The 25,557-nt window shown below is 65.9% G+C and carries 15 protein-coding genes; 8 read left to right on the forward strand and 7 right to left on the reverse strand.

Features of this window, described 5'->3' with window-relative positions; all coding sequences use genetic code 11:
* Nucleotides 1-90: 90 nt before the first annotated feature.
* From AC1DHL_RS12835 to AC1DHL_RS12870, 8 genes are all read left to right on the forward strand, one after another.
* On the forward strand, nt 91-2,217 hold the full coding sequence (locus tag AC1DHL_RS12835) for a 3-hydroxyacyl-CoA dehydrogenase NAD-binding domain-containing protein (protein WP_478162206.1): 2,127 nt from the start codon (nt 91-93) through the stop codon (nt 2,215-2,217).
* A 12-nt stretch (nt 2,218-2,229) separates the two neighbouring features.
* Nucleotides 2,230-3,420 (forward strand): acetyl-CoA C-acyltransferase, encoded by a 1,191-nt coding sequence (locus AC1DHL_RS12840; RefSeq protein WP_478162207.1) that lies wholly within the window; start codon nt 2,230-2,232, stop codon nt 3,418-3,420.
* Between the two features lie 26 nt (nt 3,421-3,446).
* Nucleotides 3,447-4,655, forward strand: coding sequence for an acyl-CoA dehydrogenase family protein (locus tag AC1DHL_RS12845; RefSeq protein WP_478162208.1), 1,209 nt, complete (start codon nt 3,447-3,449; stop codon nt 4,653-4,655).
* A gap of 10 nt (nt 4,656-4,665) precedes the next feature.
* Nucleotides 4,666-5,802: an acyl-CoA dehydrogenase family protein gene (locus tag AC1DHL_RS12850; RefSeq protein ID WP_478162209.1), complete on the forward strand. Its 1,137-nt coding sequence runs from the start codon at nt 4,666-4,668 to the stop codon at nt 5,800-5,802.
* Nucleotides 5,803-5,858: 56 nt separating this feature from the next.
* Nucleotides 5,859-7,736 (forward strand): acyl-CoA synthetase, encoded by a 1,878-nt coding sequence (locus AC1DHL_RS12855; protein WP_478162251.1) that lies wholly within the window; start codon nt 5,859-5,861, stop codon nt 7,734-7,736.
* 175 nt (nt 7,737-7,911) lie between these two features.
* Nucleotides 7,912-8,484: a TRAP transporter small permease gene (locus tag AC1DHL_RS12860; protein WP_478104443.1), complete on the forward strand. Its 573-nt coding sequence runs from the start codon at nt 7,912-7,914 to the stop codon at nt 8,482-8,484.
* A complete protein-coding gene (locus AC1DHL_RS12865; RefSeq protein ID WP_478104442.1) occupies nt 8,481-9,779 on the forward strand; it encodes a TRAP transporter large permease in 1,299 nt (432 codons plus the stop codon). The genes AC1DHL_RS12860 and AC1DHL_RS12865 overlap by 4 nt, the downstream gene beginning before the upstream one ends.
* Nucleotides 9,780-10,333: 554 nt before the next feature.
* Nucleotides 10,334-11,368, forward strand: coding sequence for a DctP family TRAP transporter solute-binding subunit (locus AC1DHL_RS12870; RefSeq protein WP_478162210.1), 1,035 nt, complete (start codon nt 10,334-10,336; stop codon nt 11,366-11,368).
* A gap of 24 nt (nt 11,369-11,392) precedes the next feature.
* Here AC1DHL_RS12870 and AC1DHL_RS12875 read toward each other — a convergent pair whose 3' ends face one another.
* From AC1DHL_RS12875 to AC1DHL_RS12905, 7 genes are all read right to left on the reverse strand, one after another.
* The gene (locus tag AC1DHL_RS12875) at nt 11,393-12,439 is read right to left on the reverse strand and encodes a histone deacetylase family protein (RefSeq protein WP_478105995.1); all 1,047 of its coding nucleotides are present in this window, start codon (nt 12,437-12,439) and stop codon (nt 11,393-11,395) included.
* A 241-nt stretch (nt 12,440-12,680) separates the two neighbouring features.
* A complete protein-coding gene (uvrA, locus tag AC1DHL_RS12880; RefSeq protein ID WP_478162211.1) occupies nt 12,681-18,497 on the reverse strand; it encodes an excinuclease ABC subunit UvrA in 5,817 nt (1,938 codons plus the stop codon).
* Between the two features lie 194 nt (nt 18,498-18,691).
* Entirely contained in the window at nt 18,692-19,390 is a 699-nt protein-coding gene (locus AC1DHL_RS12885; RefSeq protein ID WP_478104661.1) for an ABC transporter ATP-binding protein, read from the reverse strand.
* A 58-nt stretch (nt 19,391-19,448) separates the two neighbouring features.
* A complete protein-coding gene (locus AC1DHL_RS12890) occupies nt 19,449-21,293 on the reverse strand; it encodes a branched-chain amino acid ABC transporter ATP-binding protein/permease (protein WP_478104662.1) in 1,845 nt (614 codons plus the stop codon).
* Nucleotides 21,293-22,168, reverse strand: a complete 876-nt coding sequence (locus AC1DHL_RS12895) for a branched-chain amino acid ABC transporter permease (protein ID WP_478104663.1) — start codon at nt 22,166-22,168, stop codon at nt 21,293-21,295. The genes AC1DHL_RS12890 and AC1DHL_RS12895 overlap by 1 nt, the downstream gene beginning before the upstream one ends.
* A gap of 3 nt (nt 22,169-22,171) precedes the next feature.
* Nucleotides 22,172-23,524, reverse strand: coding sequence for a substrate-binding protein (locus AC1DHL_RS12900; protein WP_478104665.1), 1,353 nt, complete (start codon nt 23,522-23,524; stop codon nt 22,172-22,174).
* 217 nt (nt 23,525-23,741) lie between these two features.
* A complete protein-coding gene (locus AC1DHL_RS12905) occupies nt 23,742-25,436 on the reverse strand; it encodes an MFS transporter (protein WP_478104666.1) in 1,695 nt (564 codons plus the stop codon).
* Between the last annotated feature and the right edge of the window lie 121 nt (nt 25,437-25,557).

Below are 25,557 nucleotides of genomic sequence, written 5' to 3' on the forward strand. Positions count from 1 at the left end.
TTCTTTGACAGTCTGTCAACGAGCAATGCAATTGTCAAAGCGGCACGCCGGATGAAGAATGCCAAGTTCGCCTTCGGAGACACATACAGCATGGCCGCTTCCTCATCTTCTTCTGCTCCCCTGCCCGTCACCTTCCGCCGCGATGCCGACGTGATGGTGGTGACCGTCGACAACCCTCCTGTCAACGCACTCGGCGTCGATGTCCGCCGGGGCCTGGTGGCCGCGATCGAGGCGGCCGAGGCCGACAGCGGCGCTGCCGCGGTGCTGATCGTGGGCGCGGGACGCAACTTCATCGCCGGCGCCGACATCCGCGAGTTCGGCAAGACGCCACAGCCGCCGTCGCTGCCCGAGGTCTGCAAGCGCATCGAAGACTGCACCAAGCCTGTGGTGGCCGCGATCCACGGCGCCGCGCTCGGCGGCGGCCTGGAGATCGCGCTGTCAGCGCACTACCGGCTCGCCGTGCCTTCGGCCAAGCTGGGCTTGCCTGAAGTGGCGCTCGGCCTGATCCCCGGCTCCGGCGGCACGCAACGCACGCCCCGCCTGATCGGCGTGAAGCCGGCCATCGAGTTGATGCTGAGCGGCCGCCACGCCGGTGCCAAGGAAGCGCTGGCGCTCGGCCTGATCGACCGGCAGGGCGTTGGCGCCGATGCGCTGGCGGAAGGCCTCGCCTACGCCAAGGAACTCGTCGCCGCCAAGGCACCCGTGCGCCGTACGCGGGACGCACAAGCCCTGGCCGATGCCGAAGCAAGCCGCGCCGCGCTCGAAGCCGCCCGTGCCGACACCGCCAGGAAAAGCCGCGGCCTCTTCTCGCCGATGAAGATCGTCGAAGCCGTCGAGGGCGCGCTCTCGCTGCCCTTCGACGAAGGCATGGCGCTCGAACGCAAGCTGTTCATGCAATGCATCGAAAGCCCGCAGCGCGCCGGCCTGATCCACGCTTTCTTTGCCGAGCGCGAAGTGCTGAAGGCGCCCGAAACCAAGGCCGCCAAGCCGCGGCAACTCGACTCCGCCGGCATCGTCGGCGGCGGCACGATGGGCGCCGGTATCGCGGTGGCCATGCTCGATGCGGGCATCCCGGTCACGATGATCGAGCGCGACGAGACCCAGCTCGCACGCGGCCGCGCCAATGTCGAGAAGGTCTACGACGGCCTCATCCAAAAGGGACGCATGACGCCCGAAGCCAAGGCCGCCGTCATGGCGCGCTTCTCGGGCTCGACCTCCTACGACGCATTGGCGAAGGTCGACATCGTGGTCGAGGCCGTCTTCGAAGAGATGGGCGTCAAGAAGGCCGTCTTCGCCGAGCTCGATCGCGTGTGCAAGCCGGGCGCGGTGCTCGCCACCAACACCTCCTACCTGGACATCGACGAGATCGCCGCAAGCACCTCACGCCCCGCCGACGTGGTGGGCCTGCACTTCTTCTCGCCGGCCAACATCATGAAGCTGCTGGAGATCGTGGTGCCCGCCAAGGTGAGCGCCGACGTGGTCGCGACCGGCTTCGAGCTCGCCAAGAAGCTCAAGAAGGTGCCGGTGCGCGCCGGTGTGTGCGACGGCTTCATCGGCAACCGCATCCTCGCGGTCTATCGCCAGGCGGCCGACCACATGATGGAAGACGGCGCATCGCCCTACCAGATCGACCAGGCGGTGCGTGACTTCGGTTATCCGATGGGCCCGTTCCAGGTCTCCGACCTCGCCGGCGGCGACATCGGCTGGGCCACGCGGAAGCGCAAAGCTGCGACGCGCGACCCGAAGGCCCGCTACGTGCAAGTGGCCGACCGCATCTGCGAGCGCGGCTGGTTCGGCCAGAAGACGCAGCGTGGCTACTACCTCTATCCCGAAGGTGCGCGCACCGGCACGCCCGACCCCGAAGTGCTCGCCATCATCGACACCGAGCGCCAGCGCGCGGGCATCACGCCGCGCAGCTTCACCGACGAGGAAATCATGCGCCGCTACATGGCCGCGATGATCAACGAGGGCGCCAATGTCGTGCACCAGCGCATCGCGCTGCGGCCGCTCGACGTCGACGTGACCTTCCTCTACGGCTACGGCTTTCCGCGCCATCGCGGCGGCCCGATGAAGTACGCCGACACCGTAGGCCTTGCCAAGGTGCTGGCCGACATCCGCGAGTTTGCCAAGCAGGACCCGGTGTTCTGGAAGCCCTCCCCGCTGTTGGTCGACCTGGTCGAACGCGGCGCCGATTTCGCAAGCCTCAATCAAGACTGAAAGCCAATCACCATGCGCGAAGCTGTCATCGTTTCCACCGCCCGCACCCCGCTCACCAAGGCGCACCGCGGCGAATTCAACATCACGCCCGGCCCCACGCTGGCCGCCTTCGCGGTGAAGGCCGCGGTGGAGCGCGCGGGCATCGATGCCGCGCTGATCGAGGACGCGATCCTCGGCTGCGGCTACCCCGAAGGGACGACGGGCCGCAACATCGCACGCCAGAGCATCATCCGCGCGGGACTGCCGATCTCGATCGCCGGCACCACGGTCAATCGCTTCTGCGCATCGGGCCTGCAGGCGATCGCGATGGCGGCGGGGCGCATCGTGGTGGACGGCGCGCCGGCCATGATCGCGGGCGGCGTGGAGAGCATCTCGCAGATCCGCACCCGCAGCGCGACCGACACCGGCGACAGCGGCATGGACCCGTGGATCGTGGAGCACAAGCCCGCGCTCTACATGGCGATGATCGAGACCGCCGACATCGTGGCGCAGCGCTACGGCATCAGCCGCGAGGCGCAGGACCGCTTCTCCGCCGAAAGCCAACGCAAGACCGAAGAGGCGCAGATCGCCGGCCGCTACAAGGACGAGATCGTGGCTTGCACCACCACGATGGCCGAAACGAACAAAGACACCAAGGAAGTCACGCAGCGCGAAGTGACGATCGACCACGACACCTGCAATCGCCGCGGCACCACCTACGACGCGCTCGCCAAGCTGCAACCCGTGATGGGCCCGGACAAGTTCATCACCGCAGGCAATGCCTCGCAGCTTTCCGACGGCGCCTCGGCCTGCGTGCTGATGGAAGCCAAGGAAGCCGAACGCGCCAACCTCAAACCCCTGGGTGCATTCCGCGGCCTCGCTGTGGCCGGTTGCGAGCCCGACGAAATGGGCATCGGCCCTGTGTTCGCGGTGCCGAAACTGCTGGCGCGCCACGGCCTGAAGGTGAGCGACATCGACCTGTGGGAACTCAACGAAGCCTTCGCCTCGCAGTCGATCTACTGCCAGGACAAGCTCGGCATTCCGTCGGAGCGGCTCAATGTCAATGGCGGCGCGATCTCCATCGGCCACCCCTTCGGCATGACGGGCGCGCGCCTCGCGGGGCATGTGCTCATCGAAGGCAAGCGTCGCGGCGCGAAGTACGCAGTCGTGACGATGTGCATCGCCGGCGGCATGGGCGCGGCGGGCCTGTTCGAAATCTATTGATCTGTTGATTCATTGAGGAGTCCGGCATGGACCTGAAATTCACGCCCGAAGAGGAAGCCTTCCGCAGCGAGGTGCGCGCCTTCCTGGCTGCCAAGCTGCCCAAGCGGCTTTCCGACAAGGTCGCCACCGGCAAGCACCTGAGCAAGGCCGACATGCAGGAATGGCACGCCATCCTGAATGAACGCGGCTGGCTCGCGAACCATTGGCCCGAGCAGTACGGCGGCCCGGGTTGGACCGCCGTCGAAAAGTTCATCTTCGAGAACGAATGCGCGCTGGCCCATTCGCCGCGCATCGTGCCCTTCGGCGTCAACATGCTCGGCCCGGTGCTGATCAAGTACGGCAACGAAGCGCAGAAGCGCCACTGGCTTCCGCGCATTCTCGACGGCTCCGACTGGTGGTGCCAGGGTTACTCGGAGCCGGGCGCGGGCTCCGACCTCGCCGCGGTCAAGACGCAGGCCGTGCGCGGGCACGACGCGCAGGGCGACCACTACATCGTCAACGGCCAGAAGACCTGGACCACGCTGGGCCAGCACGCCGACATGATCTTCTGCCTGGTGCGTACCAACCGCGAGGCCAAGAAGCAGGAAGGCATCAGCTTCCTGCTGATCGACATGAAGTCGCCCGGCGTCGAGGTGCGGCCGATCATCACGCTGGACGGCGAGCACGAAGTCAACGAGGTGTTCTTCTCGGACGTGCGCGTGCCGGCGGAGAACCTCGTCGGCGAGGAAGACAAGGGCTGGACCTGCGCCAAGTACCTGCTGACCTACGAGCGCACCAACATCGCGGGCGTGGGCTTCTCGGTCGCGGCGATGGAACAGCTCAAGAAGATTGCCGCGAAGCAGACGAAGAACGGCCGCCCGCTCGCGGAGGATCCGGCCTTTGCTGCACGCATGGCACGCGTCGAGATCGACCTGGAGAACATGAAGACGACCAACCTGCGCGTGATCGCTGCCGTGGCCGGCGGCGGCGTGCCGGGCGCGGAAAGTTCGATGCTCAAGATCCGCGGAACCGAGATCCGGCAGGAGATCTCGTCGCTCACGCGCCGCGCGATGGGCGCCTATGCACGGCCCTTCGTCGCCGAGGCGCTGAAGGAAGGCTTCGACGCCGAACCCTTCGGCCCAGCCTATGCCGCGTCCGCGGCAGCGCGCTACTTCAACAACCGCAAGCTGTCGATCTTTGGCGGCTCCAACGAAATCCAGAAAAACATCATCTCCAAGATGATCTTGGGACTCTGAGAGAACTGCCATGAACTTCGAACACACCGAAGACCGGCGCATGCTGGCCGACAGCCTGAACCGTTTCATCGCGGAACAGTACGGCTTCGAGACGCGCGACCGCATTGCACGATCGGCACACGGTTACAGCACCGAAATCTGGCAACAGTTCGCAGAGCTGGGCGTGATCGGCGCGCTGTTCAAGGAGGCCGACGGGGGCTTCGGCGGCGCGGGCTTCGATGTCGCCGTGGTCTTCGAGGCGCTCGGTCGCGGCCTTGTGGTCGAACCGCTGCTCGGCGCCGTGATGGCCGGCGAGGCGATCGCTGCCGTTGGCAACGACGCGCAGAAGGCCGTGCTCGCGGACATCGTCGCCGGCACCACCGTCGCAGGCTTCGCGCACGACGAGCCCGAATCGCACTATGAACTTTCGCGCGTGCAGACGCGCGCTGTGCGCAGCGGCGACGGCTGGGTGCTCGACGGCGCCAAGGCGGTGGTGGCTCAGGGCGAGCAGGCCGGGGTCTTCGTGGTCTCGGCCCGCACTTCGGGCGCCGTGGATGACGAAGCCGGTATCTCGCTCTTCCTCGTTCCCGCGAACACACCGGGCCTGAAGGTGCGCGGCTGCCCCGGCATCGACGGCGGCCGCGTGGCCGAACTCACTTTCGACCATGTCAAGCTCGGCGCCGATGCGCTGCTGGGTGCCGAAGGCCAGGGCTTCGCGACGCTCGAGCGCGCGGTCGGCCGCGGTGTTCTCGCGCTGTGCGCCGAAGCCCTCGGCGCCATGGAGGCGGCGAAGACCGCCACGCTCGAATACCTGCGCACACGCAAGCAGTTCGGCATGCTCATCGGCAGCTTCCAGGCACTGCAACACCGCATGGCCGACCTGCTGCTGGAGATCGAGCAGGCACGCTCGGCCGTGATCAATGCCGCAGCGGTCATCGATTCGGACCGGCTCACGCGAGAACGTGCGCTGTCGGCTGCGAAATTCAGCATCGGCCGCATCGGCACGCTGGTCGCGCAGGAGAGCATCCAGATGCACGGCGGCATCGGCATGACCTGGGAACTGCCGTTGGCCCACTATGCCAAGCGGCTCGTGATGATCGACCATCAACTCGGCGACGAAGACCATCATCTGCAGCGCTACATCGAACTCGGCAGACAACTGTCATGAACACGACAGCCATGCCCACTGCTGCGCCGTTCAGCCAGGCATTCCCGGTCCGCAGCATGGCGGATATCCGCAAGCTCGAGGAAACGCCGTTGAGCAAGGCGCTGACGGTCCGCAGCACGTACGAGATCTTCCGCAATTCGGGCGCGGCCTTCGGTGACAAACCGGCACTGACTTTCCTGCGCACGGGCAATCCCGCCGACGAACCGATCCGCTGGTCCTATGCCGAGCTGCTGGCCGGCATCCACCAGACCGCGAACCTGCTGCACGATCTCGGCGTCGGTCCGGACGATGCAGTGGCGGTGCTGCTGCCGGCATGCCTCGAATACCACCTCGCGCTCTGGGGCGGCGCGGCGGCGGGCATCGCGCAGCCGCTCAACCCGCTCCTGACCGACGAGAAGCTGGTCTCGCTGATGACGGCGGGGTGCGCCAAGGTGTTGATCGCGTACGGCGCCGAGTCCGATTCGGGGATGTGGTCCAAGGCGATGCGGCTGCGCTCGCAGGTGCCCACGCTCACCACCGTCCTGCGCGTGGCACCGCACGACGAAGTGCCTGGCAGCGCCGGTCCGCTCCCAGAGGGCGTGGCCGACTTCAACGCACTGCGCACAAAGGAGCCCGCCGACCGGCTGGTGAGCGGGCGCGACATTCAGCCCGGCGACATCGCGGCGTACTTCCACACCGGCGGCACCACCGGCGCGCCCAAGCTCGCACGGCACAGCCACGGCGCGCAGGTGTTCACGGCGTGGGCCAGCATCCAGATCACCGGCCAGGGTCCGAAGGACGCCGCCATCAACGGCTACCCCCTGTTCCATGTGGCGGGCGTGCTGCCGGCCTCGCTTGCGTTGCTCTCGGCGGGCGTGGAAATGATCATTCCGACCACCACCCTGCTGCGCAACAAGGAGGTGCTCGCCAACTACTGGCGGCTGGTCGAGAAGTATCGGCCGACCTCGCTGTCGGCGGTGCCGACGGTGCTGGCTGCGCTGGCCAACGTGCCGCTCGACGGCGCGGACATCTCGTCGATCAACTACTGCCGCACCGGCGCCGCCGTGCTGGCGCCGGAACTCGCGGCTCGCTTCGAGCGCCTGTTCGGACTGCACGTGCATGAAAGCCTCGGCATGACCGAGATGGCCGGCATCTCGACCATCACGCCGCCGGGCGTGATCGGGCCGGCCGGCTGCGTCGGCTTCCGCCTACCCTATTCGCAGTTGCGCATCGTGGCGCTCGATGAGAACGGCAACGCCAGCGATCGCGACCTGCCACCTGGCGAGCAAGGCATGGTGCTCTTCAAGTCGCCGAACGTGTTCTCGGGTTTCGTCGACCCGGCCGACAACGCCAAGGCATTCACTGCCGACGGCTGGCTCGCCACGGGCGACCTGGGTTGGCTCGACAGCGAAGGGCGGCTCAACCTGAGCGGCCGGTCCAAGGACCTGATCATCCGCAGTGGCCACAACATCGATCCGAAGACGATCGAAGATGCGCTGGGCGCGCACCCGGCCGTTCAGTTGTGCGCAGCGGTCGGTGCGCCCGATGCCTATGCGGGCGAACTGCCGGTGGTCTTCGCGACGCTCGTCCCCGGTGCATCGGCGAGCGAAGCCGAACTGCTGGCCTTCACGGCGGAGCACGTCGACGAGGCGCCGGCCAAGCCGAAGGCGGTGATCGTGATCGAGACCATGCCGATGACCAACGTCGGCAAGATCTACAAGCCCGAACTGCGCGCGATGGCCGCGCGCAAGGTGGCTGCCGCGATGGTCGATGAAGCTTGCGCGGCGCTGGGCATCGATGCCGCTGTGCGGCCCGAAGTGCAGGCAGCGGGCGAGAACGCGCTGCGGGTGGTCATCGATGCGGCGGCGGTCGGCGCGCACGCGGGGCAACTGCAAGATCGATTGCAGCAAGCGCTCGGGCGACTTCCCTTCAAGACCCAAGTGGTCCTGGCATAGCGCCTTTTCGCCGGGAGGGAGACCGGCGAAAAGGCGCGGCAGCTAAGGAAACCCCCGATGAGCGAAGTGGTCATCGATCGTTACGATTCATCATCGCTTCGCTGTCGAGGTGCACGGATCCCGTCCCGGCGTCCGCCCGGTGACACGGCCTCTGCCTCATCTGCCCGCAATCCCGATGACCACTCCCAACGAGTCCGGCCCCGTGCTGGACGCCGCCAGCCCCATTCCCCCTGAACTCGAAGCCGCCGACGAACCCACGCGCGTGCCGCTTGCCATCGAGGACTGGGCGACGGTGATCATCATGGGCCTGCTGGCCTGTATCACCTTCGCCAATGTGCTGGTGCGCTATTTCACCGATTCGTCCTTCGCGTGGACGGAAGAGTTCTCGGTGTTCCTCATGATCCTGCTGGCACTGGTCGCGGGCTCCGCCGCCGTGGCGCGTGACAGGCACATCCGAATCGAATACTTCGCCGAAAGCGGCTCGATGTCGCGCCGCAAGCGCCTCGCACAGTTCGGCGCTGCCACGGTGGCGGTCCTGTTCTTCCTGATCGCCGCACTCAGCGTGCGCGTGGTGTGGGACGACTACCGCTACGAGGAAACCTCGCCGGGCATCGGCGTGCCGCAGTGGTGGTATTCGATCTGGCTGCCGATCGTGTCCTTCGCGATCGCGCTGCGCGCCGTGGGCCTGTTCGTCCGCCGTGGCCGCAAGACGAACTACGGGTCGAATGACAGGGACGTGGACCGATGATCCCCACCCTTCTCTTCGTCGCCTTCATCCTGATGATGCTGGTCGGCGTGCCGATCGGCGCCGCGCTCGGGCTCGCGGGCGCGGCCTGCATTGCGCTGGCCAACGGCGACGCGCAGTGGTTCGGCCTGCTGGCCGTACCGCAGAACTTCTACGCCGGTCTTGGCAAATATCCGTTGCTCGCGATTCCGATGTTCGTGCTGGTCGGCTCCATCTTCGACCGCTCGGGCGTGGCGCTGCGGCTGGTCAACTTCGCGATCGCCATCGTCGGTCGCGGGCCCGGCATGCTGCCCCTGGTGGCGATCGTCGTGGCGATGTTCCTCGGCGGCATCTCGGGTTCGGGCCCGGCCAATGCGGCGGCAGTCGGTGCGGTGATGATCACGGCGATGTCGCGTGCCGGCTATCCCGATGCGTATTCGGCGAGCGTGGTCGGCGCAGCGGCGGCGACCGACATCCTGATCCCGCCCTCGGTGGCCTTCATCGTGTATTCGGTGCTGGTGCCAGGTGCTTCGGTGCCCGCGCTGTTCGCCGCGGGCATGGTGCCGGGCATCCTGGCCGGCATTGCGCTGATCGTTCCGGCAGTGTGGCTGGCACGCAAGCACAAGATGGGCGCGCTCGAATCGAGCCTCCCGCGCCCGCCGTTCTGGAAGAGCTTCCGCGAAGCGACCTGGGGCCTGGCGGCGCCGGTTCTGATCCTCGGCGGCATGCGCGCAGGCCTCTTCACGCCGACAGAAGCGGCGGTGGTGGCGGTGTTCTACGGCCTCTTCGTCGGCATGGCGATCCATCGCACGATCAAGGTCAAGGACCTGTTCATGATCCTGCGCGAGTCGGGCGAGTTGTCGGCGGTGATCCTGCTGGTGGTGTCGCTGGCGGGCATCTTTGCGTACTCGTTGTCGACACTGGGCGTGATCGATCCCGTCACACGCGCGATCGTGAATTCGGGGCTTGGTGAATACGGCGTGCTGTCGCTGCTGATCCTGCTGCTGATCACCGTGGGCATGTTCCTCGACGGTGTGTCGATCTTCCTGATCTTCGTGCCGCTGCTCTGGCCGATCGTGCAGCACTACAAGTGGGATCCGGTCTGGTTCGGCGTCATCCTCACGCTCAAGGTTGCGCTTGGTCAGTTCACGCCGCCGCTGGCCGTGAACCTGATGGTGTCTTGCCGCATTGCCAATGTGCGCATGGAAGAGACCGTGCGGTGGGTGGGCTGGATGCTGTTCGCCATGTTCCTTGTGATGGTGGCCGTCATCATCTGGCCGGAACTGGCGTTGTGGTTGCCGCGGAAGTTGGGGTACTAGGAATGCTTGTGCAGGAAGGGTGTGGTTGGCGATGGCGGGCGGTGTGCGCTGGGCCGGCCGACGTCACCGGCCGCTTCGCGGCTCCCCTGCGCTGCTCACGGTACGCGGGGTCCGCGCGAAACTCGCTTCGCTCAAACACGCGCGGCCCTGATCCGCGTACCGCTGCGCTGCTCGGCGGTGCCTCAACGGCCGCCCCAGCGCACACCGCCCGCCATCGCGGAAAGGGTGGGGGTGGACTGTCCGCCGCCATCGCCGTGACCAACGCGCAGGCTGTCGACGTTCGAGGCGCGCGCATTCGTCGCCAACAACGGAGCCCGGTATGCGGTGCGGGCTGTGCGACCCTTCTGCGCCGCCGAAGCGCGCAGCCTCAGGCGGATCAGGGCCGCGTGTGTCTGAGCGAAGCGAGTTTCACGCGGACCCCGCCTGAGGCGAGCACTGCAGGGAAGCCCGAAGGGCCGGCGCAGCGGGGTCGCACAGCCCGCACCGCATACCGGGCGGCCCCCCAACAGACGCCCCCACCCTTCCAAACGAATTACCCAAAGGAGACCTGACCCATGAAATTCCGTCGTTCCCTGCTCGGCATCCTGGCCGTTGCTGCCGCGTTGGGCGGCTTCTCCGTAGCTGCCCCCGCGCAGACCTACAAGGCCGAATACAAGATGTCGCTGGTGCTAGGCCCCCCGACACCGTGGGGCGAAGCCGGCCGCATCTGGGCCGACCTGGTGAAAGAGCGAACCCAAGGCCGCATCAACATCAAGCTCTACCCCGGCGTGTCGCTGATCCAGGGCGACCAGACGCGCGAGTTCAGCGCATTGCGCCAAGGCGTGATCGACATGGCCGTAGGCTCGACCATCAACTGGTCCCCGCAGGTCAAGCAGCTCAACCTCTTCTCGATGCCCTTCCTCATGCCCGACTATGCGGCCGTGGATGCGCTGACGCAAGGCGAGGTTGGCAAGGAGATCTTCGCGACCCTCGACAAATCGGGCGTGGTGCCATTGGCATGGGGTGAGAACGGCTTCCGCGAAATCACCAACTCCAAGAAGCCCATCAAGTCCCCCGAGGATCTGAAAGGCATGAAGATCCGCGTCGTCGGCTCGCCGATCTTCTCCGACATGTTCAGCACACTGGGCGCCAACCCGACGCAGATGAGCTGGGCCGACGCGCAACCCGCGCTTGCCAGCGGCGCTGTCGACGGCCAGGAGAACCCGCTGTTCCTGTTCACCGTGCTCAAGATGCAGACCGTCGGCCAGAAGTTCGTGACCACCTGGGGCTACGTCTGCGATCCGCTGGTGTTCGTCGTCAACAAGGAAATCTGGGCCTCATGGTCGCCGACCGATCAGGCGATCGTCCGTCAGGCCGCAGTCGACGCCGGCAAACAGAACATCGCGTTGGCCCGCAAGGGACTGACCGGTACCGACAAGCCGGTGCTCAAGGACATCGCCGGCATGGGCGTGACGGTGACCCAGTTGACGCCGACGGAACGCGAGGCCTTCGTCAAGGCCACGCGGCCGGTCTACACCAAGTGGAAGGCGACCGTCGGCAACGACCTGGTGGCGAAGGCCGAGCAGGCCGTCGCGGCGCGCAAGCAGTAGTCAACGCCAACGGGACGCGGGCGCTCAGCCCGCGTGCTGCATGAAGCCGTCAAGCACATTGACGGCGTTGGCGCCCACCTCCGCCACCGCATAGCCGCCCTCGAAGACGAAAACCGTCGGCAGGCCGGCGCGCGCCAGATCCTCGCCGATGCACAGGTAGTCAGGCGTGGCGAGCGTGAAGCCCGCAATCGGATCGCCCTCGAAAGTGTCGAGCCCCAAGGACACGACCAGCGCGCCGGGCTTGAACTCGGCGATGCCGCGCAGCGCATTCTTCAATGCATCACGCCAGACCGTGAAGCCACTGCCGCGCGCCAGCGGCAGGTTGCGGTTGAAGCCCAGCCCCTCGCCGACGCCGCGCTCGTCCGCGTAGCCCAGGTAGTAGGGGTACTCGGTGTGAGGATCGCCGTGGATGCTGGTGAACTGCACATCGGCGCGCTCGTAAAAGATCGCCTGCGTGCCATTGCCGTGGTGATAGTCGATGTCGAGCACTGCGACACGATCGACGCCCGCATCGCGCAACGCCTGCGCGGCGATGGCCGCGTTGTTGAGGAAGCAATAACCGCCGAAGAAGTCCGCGCCGGCATGGTGTCCCGGTGGCCGTGTGAGCGCGAACGCGGCGCGCTCGCCTTGCAGCGCGCGCGTGGCAGCGGTCAGCGCGCAACAAGCGCCCGCGCGTGCGGCTTCCCAGGTGCCGGCGGTGAGTGGCGTGCCCGCGTCATAGGAAAACAAGCCCATGCGCGCGGGGAAGCTGGCCGGCAGCACGTCGGAACGGAAGGTGCGAATCGGCCAGTACGAAGGCAGTGCATCGCGCTCGGCATTGGCCGGATCGAGTGCGACCCACTCGCTCCAAGCGTGGGCGAGGAAATCGAGATAGCGCGGTGCGTGGACGCGGGCGACGGCGGCATCGTCGAATGCATCCGGCGATTCGATCGCGCCGAGCTTGCGCTGCTTCAGTTCCTGCAGGACGTAGTCGGCACGGGCCGGTATTTCGAAGCACGGCACGAGTTCGCCGCGGAACATCTCCAACTTGCCGTGGTGGACCGCGTGGCGGTCGTTGTAGATCGTGAGCATGTATGTAGCGTAGCGCCTGAACACCCCCGGAGCCCGGTATGCGGTGCGGGCTGTGCGACCCTTCTGCGCCGCCGAAGCGCGCAGCCTCAGGCGGATCAGGGCCGCGTGTGTCTGAGCGCAGCGAGTTTCACGCGGACCCCGCCTGAGGCGAGCACTGCAGGGAAGCCCGAAGGGCCGGCGCAGCGGGGTCGCACAGCCCGCACCGCATACCGGGCGGCCCCCCCACCGGAACAACTCACCATCAAGCCTCGCGCCGCACCGCCGCGGGCTGCGCGTCCTGCACGGGCAAGGTCAACACCACGTGCTTCTCGCGCGACCGCGCCAGCACCGGCGCAAGCGCAACCCCCGTGTGCGTGCCCAGCCGCACCACTTCTTCCGGCGGTGCGGCAGCCACCACACGCCCACCGGAATTGCCACCTTCGGGACCGAGATCGATCAGCCAATCAGCTTCGGCGATCACGTCCAGGTCATGCTCGATCACGACCACACTGTGACCGCCGTTCACCAACCGGTGCAGCACATGGATCAGCTTCTCCACATCCGCCATGTGCAACCCCACCGTCGGCTCGTCGAGCACATACAGCGTATGCGGCGCCTTGTTGCCGCGCCGCGTGACATCGTCCCGAACCTTGCTGAGTTCGGTCACCAGCTTGATACGCTGCGCCTCTCCTCCGGAGAGCGTCGGTGAAGGCTGACCCAGGGTGAGATAGCCCAGCCCCACATCCTTGAGCAACTGCAGCGGATGGCTGATGTTGGGCATCGACGCGAAGAACTCGACCGCCTCATCCACCTCCATCTGCAACACATCGCCAATGCTCTTTCCGCGCCAGCTCACCGCCAGCGTCTCGGGATTGAAGCGCGCGCCATGGCAGACCTCGCACGGCACCTTCACGTCCGGAAGGAAGCTCATCTCGATGGTGCGCACGCCCGCGCCGTCGCAGCCGGGGCAGCGGCCCTCGCCCGTGTTGAAGCTGAAGCGCGCCGGCCCGTAGCCGCGCGCCTTGGCTTCGAGCGTGTCGGCAAACAGCTTGCGGATCGTGTCCCAGAAGCCAATGTAGGTCGCCGGGCAACTGCGCGGCGTCTTGCCGATGGGCGTCTGGTCGACCTCCAGCACGCGGTCGATCGTCTCGTAGCCTTCGACCGCACTGCACCCGGCCCAGGCAGGGTGCTTGCCGGCGGCGTCAGCATCGCGGCCCGCCTTGGTCATGCGTTGAACCACCACCGCATACACGTTGGCCAGCAGCACGTCACGCGCCAGCGTCGACTTGCCGGAGCCGCTGACGCCAGTCACCGCCACAAGCCGATGCAAGGGCAATGACACCGTCACGTCCTGCAGGTTGTGAAGATCGGCGCCGCCCACCGTGAGCCAGCCCGGCGCTCCCGGTTCAGGCGCAGGCACCGGACGCCGCGCCTGCAAAGGATGCTTGATCGCATCGCGGAGATAGCGACCCGTCTGCGAATCGGCCGCGCTCTGAATATCGGAAACCGTGCCCTCCGCCACCAGTCGCCCGCCGCGCTTGCCCGCGCTCGGACCGATGTCGATGATGTGATCGGCACGGCGGATGGTGTCCTCGTCGTGCTCCACCACCACCAGCGTGTTGCCCTTGTCGCCCAGCTTGTGGAGCGCGTCCAGCAGGATCTGGTTGTCCCGCGCATGCAGGCCGATCGTCGGCTCGTCGAGCACATAGCAGACGCCTTGCAGGTTGCTGCCGAGTTGCGCGGCAAGTCGAATGCGCTGGGCCTCGCCACCGCTCAGGGTCGGCGCGCCACGGTCAAGCGTGAGATAGCCCAGCCCAACCTCTTCGAGGAATTCGAGACGACTCTTGATCTCGGGCACAAGGTCGCGCGCGATCTCGGCTTCGCGGCCAGCCAACCGCAAGCCTTCGAACCACACGCGGATGTCGCTCACGCTCATGCGCGCCAGTTCGGTGATGCCGATGCCGCCGTTGCCGTCCACGTCCGATGTCCCGAAACTCACGGCGCGCGCCGTGGCGTTGAGCCGCGTGCCCGCGCACGTCGGACACGCCACGTCGCCGACGTCTTCAGCCTCCGGCTCGGCGAAGGTCTGCTCGCGCCCCTTCTGGTCATCGGCCATCACCGAATCGTCGTAGACCTTGCGCTGCTCCTTCGTGAGCCTGACGCCGGTGCCCACGCAGTCGGGACACCAGCCATGCTTGCTGTTGTACGAGAACAGGCGCGGATCGAGTTCCGCATAGCTGGTGCTGCACACCGGGCACGCGCGCAGCGTCGAGAACACATGTGCACGCCCGATGCCGACGGTCGGCGCGCCGGCCATCATCGCGCCGCGCAGTCCGGTGAGATCGCTCAGCACATGCACCACGCCCTTGCCGTGTTCCAGCGCGCGCGTCAGCGCTTGCCGCAGCTCGGTTTCCTGCGCGGGCAGCACATCGAGGCTCGCCACCGGCAGCTCGATGCTGTGCTCCTTGAAGCGATCGATGCGCGGGAAATTCGTCGTCGGCAAGAACTCGCCGTCGACCCGCAGGTGGGTGTAGCCGCGCGGCCGCGCCCAGTCGGCCAGTTCGGTGTAGACACCCTTGCGGTTGCTTACCAGCGGCGCCAGCAGGCCGATGTGCTGGCCCTTGAAGTTCTTCAGAAGTTGCGCCGCGATGCTGTCGGGCGTCTGCGGCTGAACGGCAGCGCCTTCGTGGATGCAATGCTGGATACCGAGCTTGACGTACAGCAGCCGCAGGAAATGCCACACCTCGGTGGTCGTGCCCACCGTGCTCTTGCGGCCACCGCGCGACAGCCGCTGTTCGATCGCAACGGTCGGCGGAATGCCGTACACCGCATCCACTTCCGGCCGGCCGGCCGGCTGCACGATGCTGCGCGCATAGGCGTTCAGAGATTCGAGGTAACGCCGCTGCCCCTCATTGAAAAGGATGTCGAAGGCCAGGGTGGACTTGCCCGAGCCGCTCACGCCGGTCACCACGCTGAACTTGCCGCGCGGGATGTCGACCGAAAGATGCTTGAGGTTGTGCTCGCGCGCATTGACGATCTGGATCGCGTCGCGCCCCGCCGTCGGTTGCGCACGTGCAGCGTAGGACCGCGCCGCGCGTTCCGCCACCTTGTAGGCACCGGGGCCGATTGCGAGTTCGTAGTCCGCCAACGCTGCGCCGGTGAGGGACGCGCGGTTCTCGCGCACCTGCTCCGGCGTGCCGACAGCCACGATCTGCCCGCCACCCTCCCCGCCTTCGGGGCCCAGGTCGATCAGCCAGTCGCTGGCGCGGATCACGTCGAGGTTGTGCTCGATCACGACGAGCGAATGCCCGGCATCGAGCAGCTTGCGCAACGCGCGCATCAGCCGCGCAATGTCGTCGAAGTGCAGGCCGGTGGTCGGTTCGTCGAAGAGGAACAGCGTGCCCTTGCGCGCCAGCGGTTGCTTGCTGGCGCTGCCGTTCTTTGCCGCCTCGGCCAGGAAGCCCGCCAGCTTGAGGCGCTGCGCCTCGCCGCCGCTGAGCGTGGGCACCGGCTGGCCGAGCTTCACGTAATCGAGCCCCACGTCGACGATGGGTTGCAGCATGCGCAGCACGTCGCGATCGGCCTCGAAAGCCGCTGTAGCTTCGGCGACAGTGAGGTCGAGCACGTCCGCCACGTTGACGCTGCGGCCCGCGCGCTCGATCTTCACTTCGAGAATCTCGGGGCGATAACGCTTGCCGTCGCAATCGGGGCAGCGCAGGTAGACGTCGGAGAGAAACTGCATCTCGACGTGCTCGAAACCCGAGCCGCCGCAGGTCGGGCAACGCCCGTCACCGCTGTTGAAGCTGAACTTGGACGCGGTGTAGCCACGCTGCCGCGACAGCGCAGCCGTGGCGAAGATTTCGCGAATCGCGTCCCACGCGCCCACGTAGCTCGCAGGATTGGAACGCGCGGTCTTGCCGATCGGCGACTGGTCGACGAAGACCACATCGCTCAGGTGATCGGCGCCCAGCAGACGGTCATGCGCGCCCGGCGATTCAGTCGCCCTGCCGAAATGCCGCATCAGCGCCGGTGCGAGCACATCCTGCACCAGCGTCGACTTGCCCGATCCGCTCACGCCGGTGATGCACACCAGCCGCGACAGCGGCAACTCGACCGTCACGTTCTGCAGGTTGTGCTCGCGCACGCCTTCCAGGATGAGGCGCGGCGTGTTCTCGCTCACCATGCGGCGGAAACCCATGCCGATCTGCTTGCGTCCGCCGAGGTACTGGCCGGTCAGCGTCTCGGCGTCGCGCAGCGCGTCGGTGCTGCCGTCGAACACCACCTGTCCGCCGCGCACGCCGGGGCCGGGGCCCATGTCGATCACGCGGTCGGCGGCCAGCATGACGGCCGGGTCGTGCTCGACCACCACCAGCGTGTTGCCCGCGTCGCGCAAGCGCAGCATGGCTTCGGTGATGCGGTTCATGTCGCGCGGATGCAGCCCGATACTGGGCTCGTCGAGCACGAAGAGGGTGTTGACCAGCGACGTGCCGAGCGCGGTCGTGAGGTTGATGCGCTGCACCTCGCCGCCGCTCAGCGTGCGGCTTTGCCGGTCGAGCGTGAGATAGCCGATGCCGACATCGTGCAGGTAGCGCAGCCGCGTCGTGATCTCTTCGAACAGCAGCTTGAGCGCCTGCACATCGCCTTCGTTCGCGGTGGCTCCGCTGCCGTGGCTCTCGATCCCGTCGAAGAAGCGCCGCAGCCGCTCGATGGGCAGCAGCATCAGGTCGTGCAGGCAGAGGCCGGGCAGCGCTTCCAGCTGCTCCCGCGACCATTTGGCGCCCACCGGCATGAAGCGCTTCGCCGGGTCGAGCACGGCGTCGGCATCCTGCTTGCTGCCGATGCGCCACAGCAGGCTTTCGAGCTTGAGCCGCGCGCCCGCGCAGGTCGGACATGGCGTGTAGCTGCGGTACTTCGACAAGAGCACGCGGATGTGCATCTTGTAGGCCTTGCTCTCCAGGTAGGCGAAGAAGCGGCGCACGCCATACCACTGCTTGTTCCAGTTGCCTTCCTTGTAGTTGGGGGTGCCTTCGATCACCCAATGCTTCTGCTCGTCGGTCAGCTTGTTCCACGGCGTGTCGCGTGGAATGCCGGCGACTTCGGCGTGGCGCATGAGGTCGTCCTGTGCTTCTTTCCAGGCGGGGGTCTGGATGGTCTTGATCGCACCGGCGCGCAGCGTGAGCTTGTCGTTCGGGATCACGAGGCCGAGATCGACACCGATCACCCGGCCGAAGCCACGGCAGGTCTCGCACGCGCCCACTGCGGAGTTGAAAGAGAATTTCGACGGGATCGGGTCGGTGTAGCGGATGTCGCTCTCGGGGCAATGCAGGCCGGTCGAGAACTTCCAGATGTCCGGGTCCGCACCCTCTTCCGCCGACAGCGCGTAGACCGTCAGCCGTCCGCTGCCGCGCTTGAGCGCCACCTCGATCGCTTCCACCACGCGCGCCCTTTCGGCGCCGGCCACGCGGAAGCGATCGGCCACCACGTCGAGCACCTTGCGCGGCCCGGTCGGTGTCGCGACGTCCCGCTCGGCCTGCACCCGCGTGAAGCCGCTGGCGGACAGCCATTGCGTCACTTCGTCCGCGCTGGTGCCGGCCGGCAGTTCGACCGGAAAGGTCAGCACCACGCGCGGATCGCCCGCTGCGGTGGCGCGCGAGACCAGTTCGACGTAGATCGAATCAGGTGAATCGTGCCGCACCGGCAACGCGGTCTGACGGTCGAAAAGCTGCGCCGCGCGCGCGAAGAGCAGCTTCAGGTGGTCGTTGAGTTCCGTCATCGTGCCGACGGTCGAGCGCGAGGAACGCACCGGATTCGTCTGGTCGATCGCAATGGCGGGCGGCACGCCTTCGACCTTGTCGACGGCCGGCTTGTCCATGCGGTCGAGGAACTGCCGCGCGTAGGCCGAGAAAGTCTCCACGTAGCGGCGCTGGCCCTCGGCGTAAAGCGTGTCGAACACCAGGCTCGACTTGCCCGAACCGCTCGGGCCGGTGACCACCGTCATCTCGCCGGTGCGGATGTCGAGGTCGAGATTCTGGAGATTGTGCTGACGTGCACCGCGAATCCGGATGGAGCCCTGTGTCATGAATGCCTTGCGGGATAGGGCAGACATTCTAGGAAGACCGGCCAACTTGCGTTGGCCCCGGCGCATGGTTGTCGGCTTTGCAGGGGATTACGAGGCGGACTCCCCGCAATCGGCGTTTACGCGTGGATACATTGGCCGGAAAGGCTCAAGTTGCGCCGGGTTGTCGGTCGCGCGACCACCGCATCCTTGGCGGTTCAGACGCCCAGATGGCGCTGCAGAATCGCGGGTTGGGCCTTCAGATCCTGCGCGGAGCCTTCATAGGCCATGTGGCCGTTGTTGATGATGTACACGCGCTGGGCGAGGGCGAGCGTGGCGGCGAGGTTCTGCTCGACGAGGACGATGGTCTGCCCCGCAGCGGCAAGTTCCCGGCAGGCCTCCATGAGATCGCGCACGATGACCGGGGCCAAACCTTCGAACGGCTCATCCAGCAGGATGATCTTCGGATCGCGGATCAGGGCTCGCCCGATGGCGAGCATCTGCTGCTCCCCGCCGGAGAGATCGGTGCCGCGGCTTTCCCGCCTTTCCTTCAGGCGCGGAAACATCTCGTAGATGCGCGCGAGCGGCCAGCGGCCCTTTGCCGTCAATCCCGCAAGGATGAGGTTTTCCTCGACGTTCAAGCTACCGAAGATCCGTCGCTCTTCATGCACGAGCTGCATGCCGCAGCGCGCGATGGCGTGGCTCTTCCGGCCTGCGAGCTCGATACCGTCGAGCTTCACCGAGCCCGCGCGCGGCGTGACGACACCCATCAGGCTCTTGAGGGTGGTGCTCTTGCCAGCGCCATTGCGCCCGAGCAAGGCGACGACCTCGTTCTTCTCGACGCGAAGCGCCACGTCGAAGAGGATGTGCGAATCCCCGTAGTAGCTGTTGAGGCCGTGGACTTCGAGAAGACTCACTGAAGAACCCCTGCGCTGCGCTCTACGGACCCACCACCCTGAGGAGCGATCCTCCGGCTCATGCTGCAACCGCCTCGTGGACACCGCCCAGATAGGCCTCCTGGACCCGCCCATTGCCCTTGACCTCTTCGGGCGTGCCCTCGACGAGCAGTTTGCCTTCCTGCAAGACGGTGATGCGCTCGGCAAGCTCGAACAGCGCATCCATGTCGTGATCGATGATCACCAGCGTGCGGCCCTTGGCGATCGACTTGAGCAGCGACACGGTCTCGAGGCGCTCGCTCGGACTCATGCCTGCAAGCGGCTCGTCGAGAAGCAGCAGACTGGGTGAGGAGGCGAGCGCCAGCCCGATCTCCAGCCGGCGTTTCTCGCCGTAGGCGAGCTGTGAAACCGAGGCATCCGCGCGGCCTTCGAGCCTGATCAGGCGCAGCGTGCGCTCGACCTGTTCCTGCAGGCCTTGCACCTTCCCGACGGGGCGCAGCAGATCCAGCTTGAACTTCCCGCGCAGCTCGGCGAGCGCGGCGATCGTCACGTTCTCGCGCACGGTGAGGCGATTGAACAGCTGATTGACCTGGTAGCTCTTCGTCAAGCCGAGTTGGCATACCTCGGTCACGCGCATGCCCGTGATGTCACGCCCTTCGAACATGATCCGGCCAGCGGTGGGCGGCACTTCGCAGGTGAGCATCTTGAAGAAGGTCGATTTGCCGGCGCCATTCGGACCGATGATTCCACGCAGCTCGCCGGCATTCACGGTGAAGTCGATTCCCTCGTTGGCGATCACGCCGCCGTAGTGCTTGGTCAGACCTATCACTTGCAATACGGGACCGGAGTGGGCCGCATCGGCGTGATGCGTGGCATGCTCCGCCGCATCGGCGGGATCGGCGTTCGATGGGAGCGACGTTTCAATCATCGGCGCGTGAGCCTCCGCGGCGCGGCCACCGGTCGCCCTCCGGTACACCTCCCGCAGTCCGCCAATGATCCCTTGGCGCAGGAAGCACACCAGAAGAACAAAGACCAGGCCCAGCACGAGTTTCCATGCGGCGCCGAGGTTCAACGTGGCTTGCAGGAAGTCCTGCAGGAACAGCCACACGGCAGCGCCCACGAGCGGACCGATCAAGGTGCCGCTCCCGCCGATGGCCGTCTGGATGATGAGCTGGCCGGAAGTGGCGAACATGAAAGCGTCGGGCGGCATGAAGCCTTGCAGCGCACCGAGCAGACCACCCGCAAACCCTGCGTATGCGGCCGCGATGACGAAGGCCGTGAGCTTGTATGCCTGCACGTTGTGCCCGACTGCTGCCGCGCGCAGGGGGTTCTCGCGGATCGCCGCGAGAACGGCGCCGACCGGTGAGCGCACGATGCGCAGCGCCAGCACGAGACCGACGAAGTAGCAGAACGCGAGGAACGGGTACAGCGACCAGCCCGAGGTGAAGTTCAAGGTCGTGAAGCCGAGATCGATGCTCGGCGTCGGTACACCAGGCAGGCCGTTCTCACCGCCGGTCCAGTCGGCAAGCGGGTTGAATTCCACGAAGAAAAAGATCTCCCCGATCGCCACCGTGATCATCGCGAAGTAGATGCCCGTGCGCCGCAAGGCGAGCATGCCGACGAGCCATCCGACGATCGCTGCTACCACCATGCCGATCACGAGCGCCGTGATCACATGTGGAAACCCCGCGCGCGTGAGCAGGTAGGCTGCGACGAAGCCGCCCGTGCCATAGAACGCCGATTGCCCGAACGACAGCAGGCCTGTGAAACCGAAGAGGATGTCGAAGCCAAGCCCGAACAGACCCCACACCAGGATGCGGTTGACCGTGTTCGGCGCGGCGTTGAGGTACGGAAGGACAAAGGGAGCGGCGATGAGGCAAGCCGCCGCCAGAAGCAGGAACCGGAGGCGGCGGATGCGGGCCATCACACGCGCCCCTGAACGCCGAGCAGGCCCCGGGGACGCACGAGCAGCACGAGCGTCATCGCGACAAACAGCATCACGTACGCGTAACCCGGATTGACCATCGATGTGAGGCTGATGATCTGGCCCGCGATGAGCCCGCCGAGCACTGCCCCCGGAAAGGAGCCGACCCCGCCAATGACGACAACCACAAAGGTTTGCACGAGGATCGCTTCGCCCACTTCCGGCGTCAGCGAGACCACGGGCGCATTGACGATGCCGGCGAAACCCGCGGCCATCGCGCCGATGCCGAAGACGACCATGAAGACGCGATAGACGTTGATGCCGAGCGAGTCGACCATCACGGCGTCGTCGATGCCGGCGCGCACGATCATCCCGAGGCGCGTGCGATAGAGCAGCACGTAGAGTGCGAGCAGCGCGAGGGCGCAGATGCCGACCACCGCCAGGCGGTACGTGGGATACATCATCACGCCGAGCGAAGTGATGCCGGTGAGCGCAAGCGGAGGCGGCACGGTGAGCGACTGGCTGGAAAAGATGAGCCGCACGGCTTCCACCAGGCAGATCGACAGGCCGAAGGTCACCAGCAGTTGATCCTCATCGGGCCGAGCGTAGAAGTGGCGGATGATCACGCGCTCCATCACGAGGCCAAGCAGTCCGACAGCCAAGGTGCCGGCCGCAAGTGCCACGAGAAAGGAGCCCGTGGCCTGGAACGCCGCATAGCCCGCGTAGCCACCCAACATGAACATCGCGCCGTGCGCGAGATTCAGCACGCCAAGCGTCCCGTAGATGATGGTGAGGCCCGAACTGATCAGCGCCAGCAGGGCCCCCAGGGCGAGCCCGTTGAAAAGCTGTGAGAGGAAGTTCGTCCAGGTGATCACTGATCAGCTGTATGAGCCAAGGTTGCAACCGAAGGCGTCGGGCTTCTGCATCAGCCCCGCGCCCGGCACCACTTCAACGACTTCCCAGAAATCTTCCTTGTTGCGCATCGCGCTGGGCTTCTTGCCGCGCACGATGACCACCGGTCGCACCAACTGGTGGTCTTCGGGCCGCCAGCTCACCTCGCCCACCAAAGACTGAAGCTTGCGCGGGGTTTCGTACGACTTGATGACATCCGGCGGGTAGAACGTGCCTGCATGCTCCACGGCCTCGGCCCACAGGGCGAACTCCATGTACGCGTTCTCGGCGCCCCACTCGGGCTTGTAGCCGTACTTCTTCTCGAACTCCTGCACGAACATCTTGGCGAGCGGGTACTTGTCTTCGAGCGTCCACCAGAAGTCCGTCGCGGCGAAGACGCCTTCCGTCGTTTCGGCGCCGACCTCGCGAGCCAAGAAAGGGATTTGGTAGGGAATCACCAATTTCATCTTCGGCAGGAGTCCGAATTGCTTCGCCTGCTGAGTGGAGAGCACCGCGTCGTGGCCCCAGTTCACGTTGATGAGGAATTCGGCGCCGGAATTGGCGATGTTCGTGAGATAGGAGCTGTAGTCGGGCGCGCCGAGCGGCGAGACCTGATTGGTCACCATCTGCCACCCGCCGTTCTCGGTGAGAAAGTCGTTCACCGATTTCGTGACCGTGTGGCCGTACGTGTAGTCCGGCGTCATGAAGGCGGCCTTCTTGTTCTTGCCGTAAGCCTTGAGCAGCGCTGGCCCGATGGCGTTGGCGGCAGTCTCACCGTAGAAGTTCTGGCGCACGCCGTAGCGCACGCAGTCCTTGCCGGTGGTGTCATTCGAGCCCGAGATGCCGCAGACGAAAAGCACCTTCTCGCGCTGCGCCAGCTTGTTGAGTGCGACCGCCACGGCGCTGGAGGTGCCGCCGGTGATCATGATGGCCTTGTTCTCGGTGATGAAGCGCTGCTGCGCCTGCACCGCGTCGTTCGGCTTGGCGGCAGAGTCTGCAACGCCGTAGACAAGCTTCTTGCCCAACACACCTTTTGTTGTCTTGGGCGAAATGGCCTTGATGAGCGGGTGACCCGCGTTGATATGTTCGATGGCGAGCTGATAGCCCTTCAATTCGTCCTCGCCCTGCAGGGCGTAGGTGCCCGTGCGCGGGACGCTGATGCCGATGAACACGGAGTCGCCCGACGTACCCGCAGGCCACGTGCCGATGGGTGCCTTGTCGTCCGCCCATGCGGTTTCAATGACTCCGGGTAAAGCGACCAAACCGGCAGCGGCCGCGCCGATGCGGACGAATTCCCGCCGGCTCGGCGAGAAGGGGGGGGCTTTCTTGTCGTACTGCATTGCGATCTCCTGCTGGTTGGGCCATGACCACGGAAGTCCGATTTGAATTTGGATCAAATGGACTTTGATCCAATGTATCTGAACGTGATATATCCGACGTCGGCGAATACCCTCACTGAAACATGCTCCACAGTCGTGCCGACAGAAAGGGCCTCGTACCGCAACAGTACGAAGCCCCTTTGTTGAACCGGGGGCCGAAACCCTCGTGGAGCGCCGATCAATCGTTGGCGTAAATATCCACGTCCTTCGTCTCGCGGATGAAGATCGTGCCCACGACCAGCGTCACGGCGGCGATGATGATCGGATACCACAGGCCGTTGTACATGTTGCCCGTGCTGGCCACGATCGCGAACGCAGTGGTCGGCAGCAGGCCGCCGAACCAGCCGTTGCCGATGTGGTACGGCAGGCTCATCGAGGTGTAGCGGATGCGTGTCGGGAACAGTTCGACCAGCATCGCGGCGATCGGGCCGTAGACCATCGTCACCAGCAGCACCAGCCAGAACAGCAGCGCGACGGTCAGGACCTTGTTCATCTTCGCCGGGTCGGCCTTGCTCGGGTAGCCGGCGGCCTTGAGCCCGTCGGCGACCGACTTCTTGAACGCTGCGATTTCCTTGCTCGATGCCTCATCGAATTTGTGGTTGACCACGTTGCCGGCCGGCGCGGTGATCGCCACCTCGCCGATCTTGACCACGGCGGGCGAGCCGGCGGGGCCATCGATGCGCTCGTAGCTCACCGAGTTCTGCACCAGGAAGCGCTTGGCAATGTCGCAGGAACTGCTGAAATCAATCTCACGCGCCACGGGATTACCCTGGAATGAGCAGGACCGCGGATCTGCAGTCACCGTCACGCCGGCGGTGGCCTGTGCCCTCGCCAGGTCAGGGTTGGCGGCTTCGGTCAGCATCTTGAAGACCGGGAAGTAGGTCACGACGGCCAGCAGGCAGCCGGCCATGATGATCGGCTTGCGGCCGATCTTGTCGGAGAGCGCGCCGAACACGACGAAGAAGGGCGTGCCGATCAGCAGTGCGAGGCCGATCATCAGGTTCGCGGTGGTGCCGTCGACCTTGAGCTGCTGCGTCAGGAAGAAGAGCGCGTAGAACTGGCCCGAATACCAGACCACCGCCTGGCCGGCCGTCAGGCCGATCAGCGCCAGGATCACGATCTTCAGGTTCTTCCACTGGCCGAAGGATTCGGCCAGCGGCGCCTTCGAGGTCTTGCCCTCGGCCTTCATCTTCTGGAACGCCGGCGACTCCGACAGCGACAGCCGGATCCAGACCGACACGGCGAGCAGTGCAATCGACACCAGGAACGGAATGCGCCATGCCCAATCGGCGAAGGCGGCCTCGCCCACGCCTTCACGCACGCCGAGGATGACCACCAGGCTCAGGAACAGGCCGAGCGTGGCGGTGGTCTGAATCCACGAGGTGTAGGCGCCGCGCTTGCCGTGCGGCGAGTGCTCGGCCACATAGGTGGCGGCACCGCCGTACTCGCCGCCGAGCGCGAGGCCCTGCAGCATGCGCAACGCGATGAGGATCACGGGTGCCGCGACGCCGATGGTGGCGTAGCTGGGCAACAGACCGACGATGAAGGTCGACAGGCCCATGATCAGGATGGTGACCAGGAAGGTGTACTTGCGGCCGATCATGTCGCCGAGCCGGCCGAACACGATGGCGCCGAAGGGACGCACCAGGAAGCCCGCCGCAAAGGCCAGCAGCGCAAAGATGAAGGCCGCGCCCGCTTCGAGACCGCTGAAGAACTGCTTGGCGATGATCGCCGCGAGCGAGCCATAAAGATAGAAGTCGTACCACTCGAACACCGTGCCCAGCGAGGAGGCGAAGATGACCTTCTTCTCCTCGGCGGTCATCGGTCGGGGGGCGCTGTGCGGCGCTCCCCTTGAATCTAGTGTGGCTGACATGTCGTCTCCTTCGTATGAAATGCGCCCACGGCGTGGGACGTGACGCATTCTTGGAGAGCCGACTGACCCGAGCCTGTCGCGAAACTGAATGCTCGCTGACGACTTAAGGTGAAACCCGCTC

This window comes from Variovorax sp. 10L426, assembly GCF_056395305.1.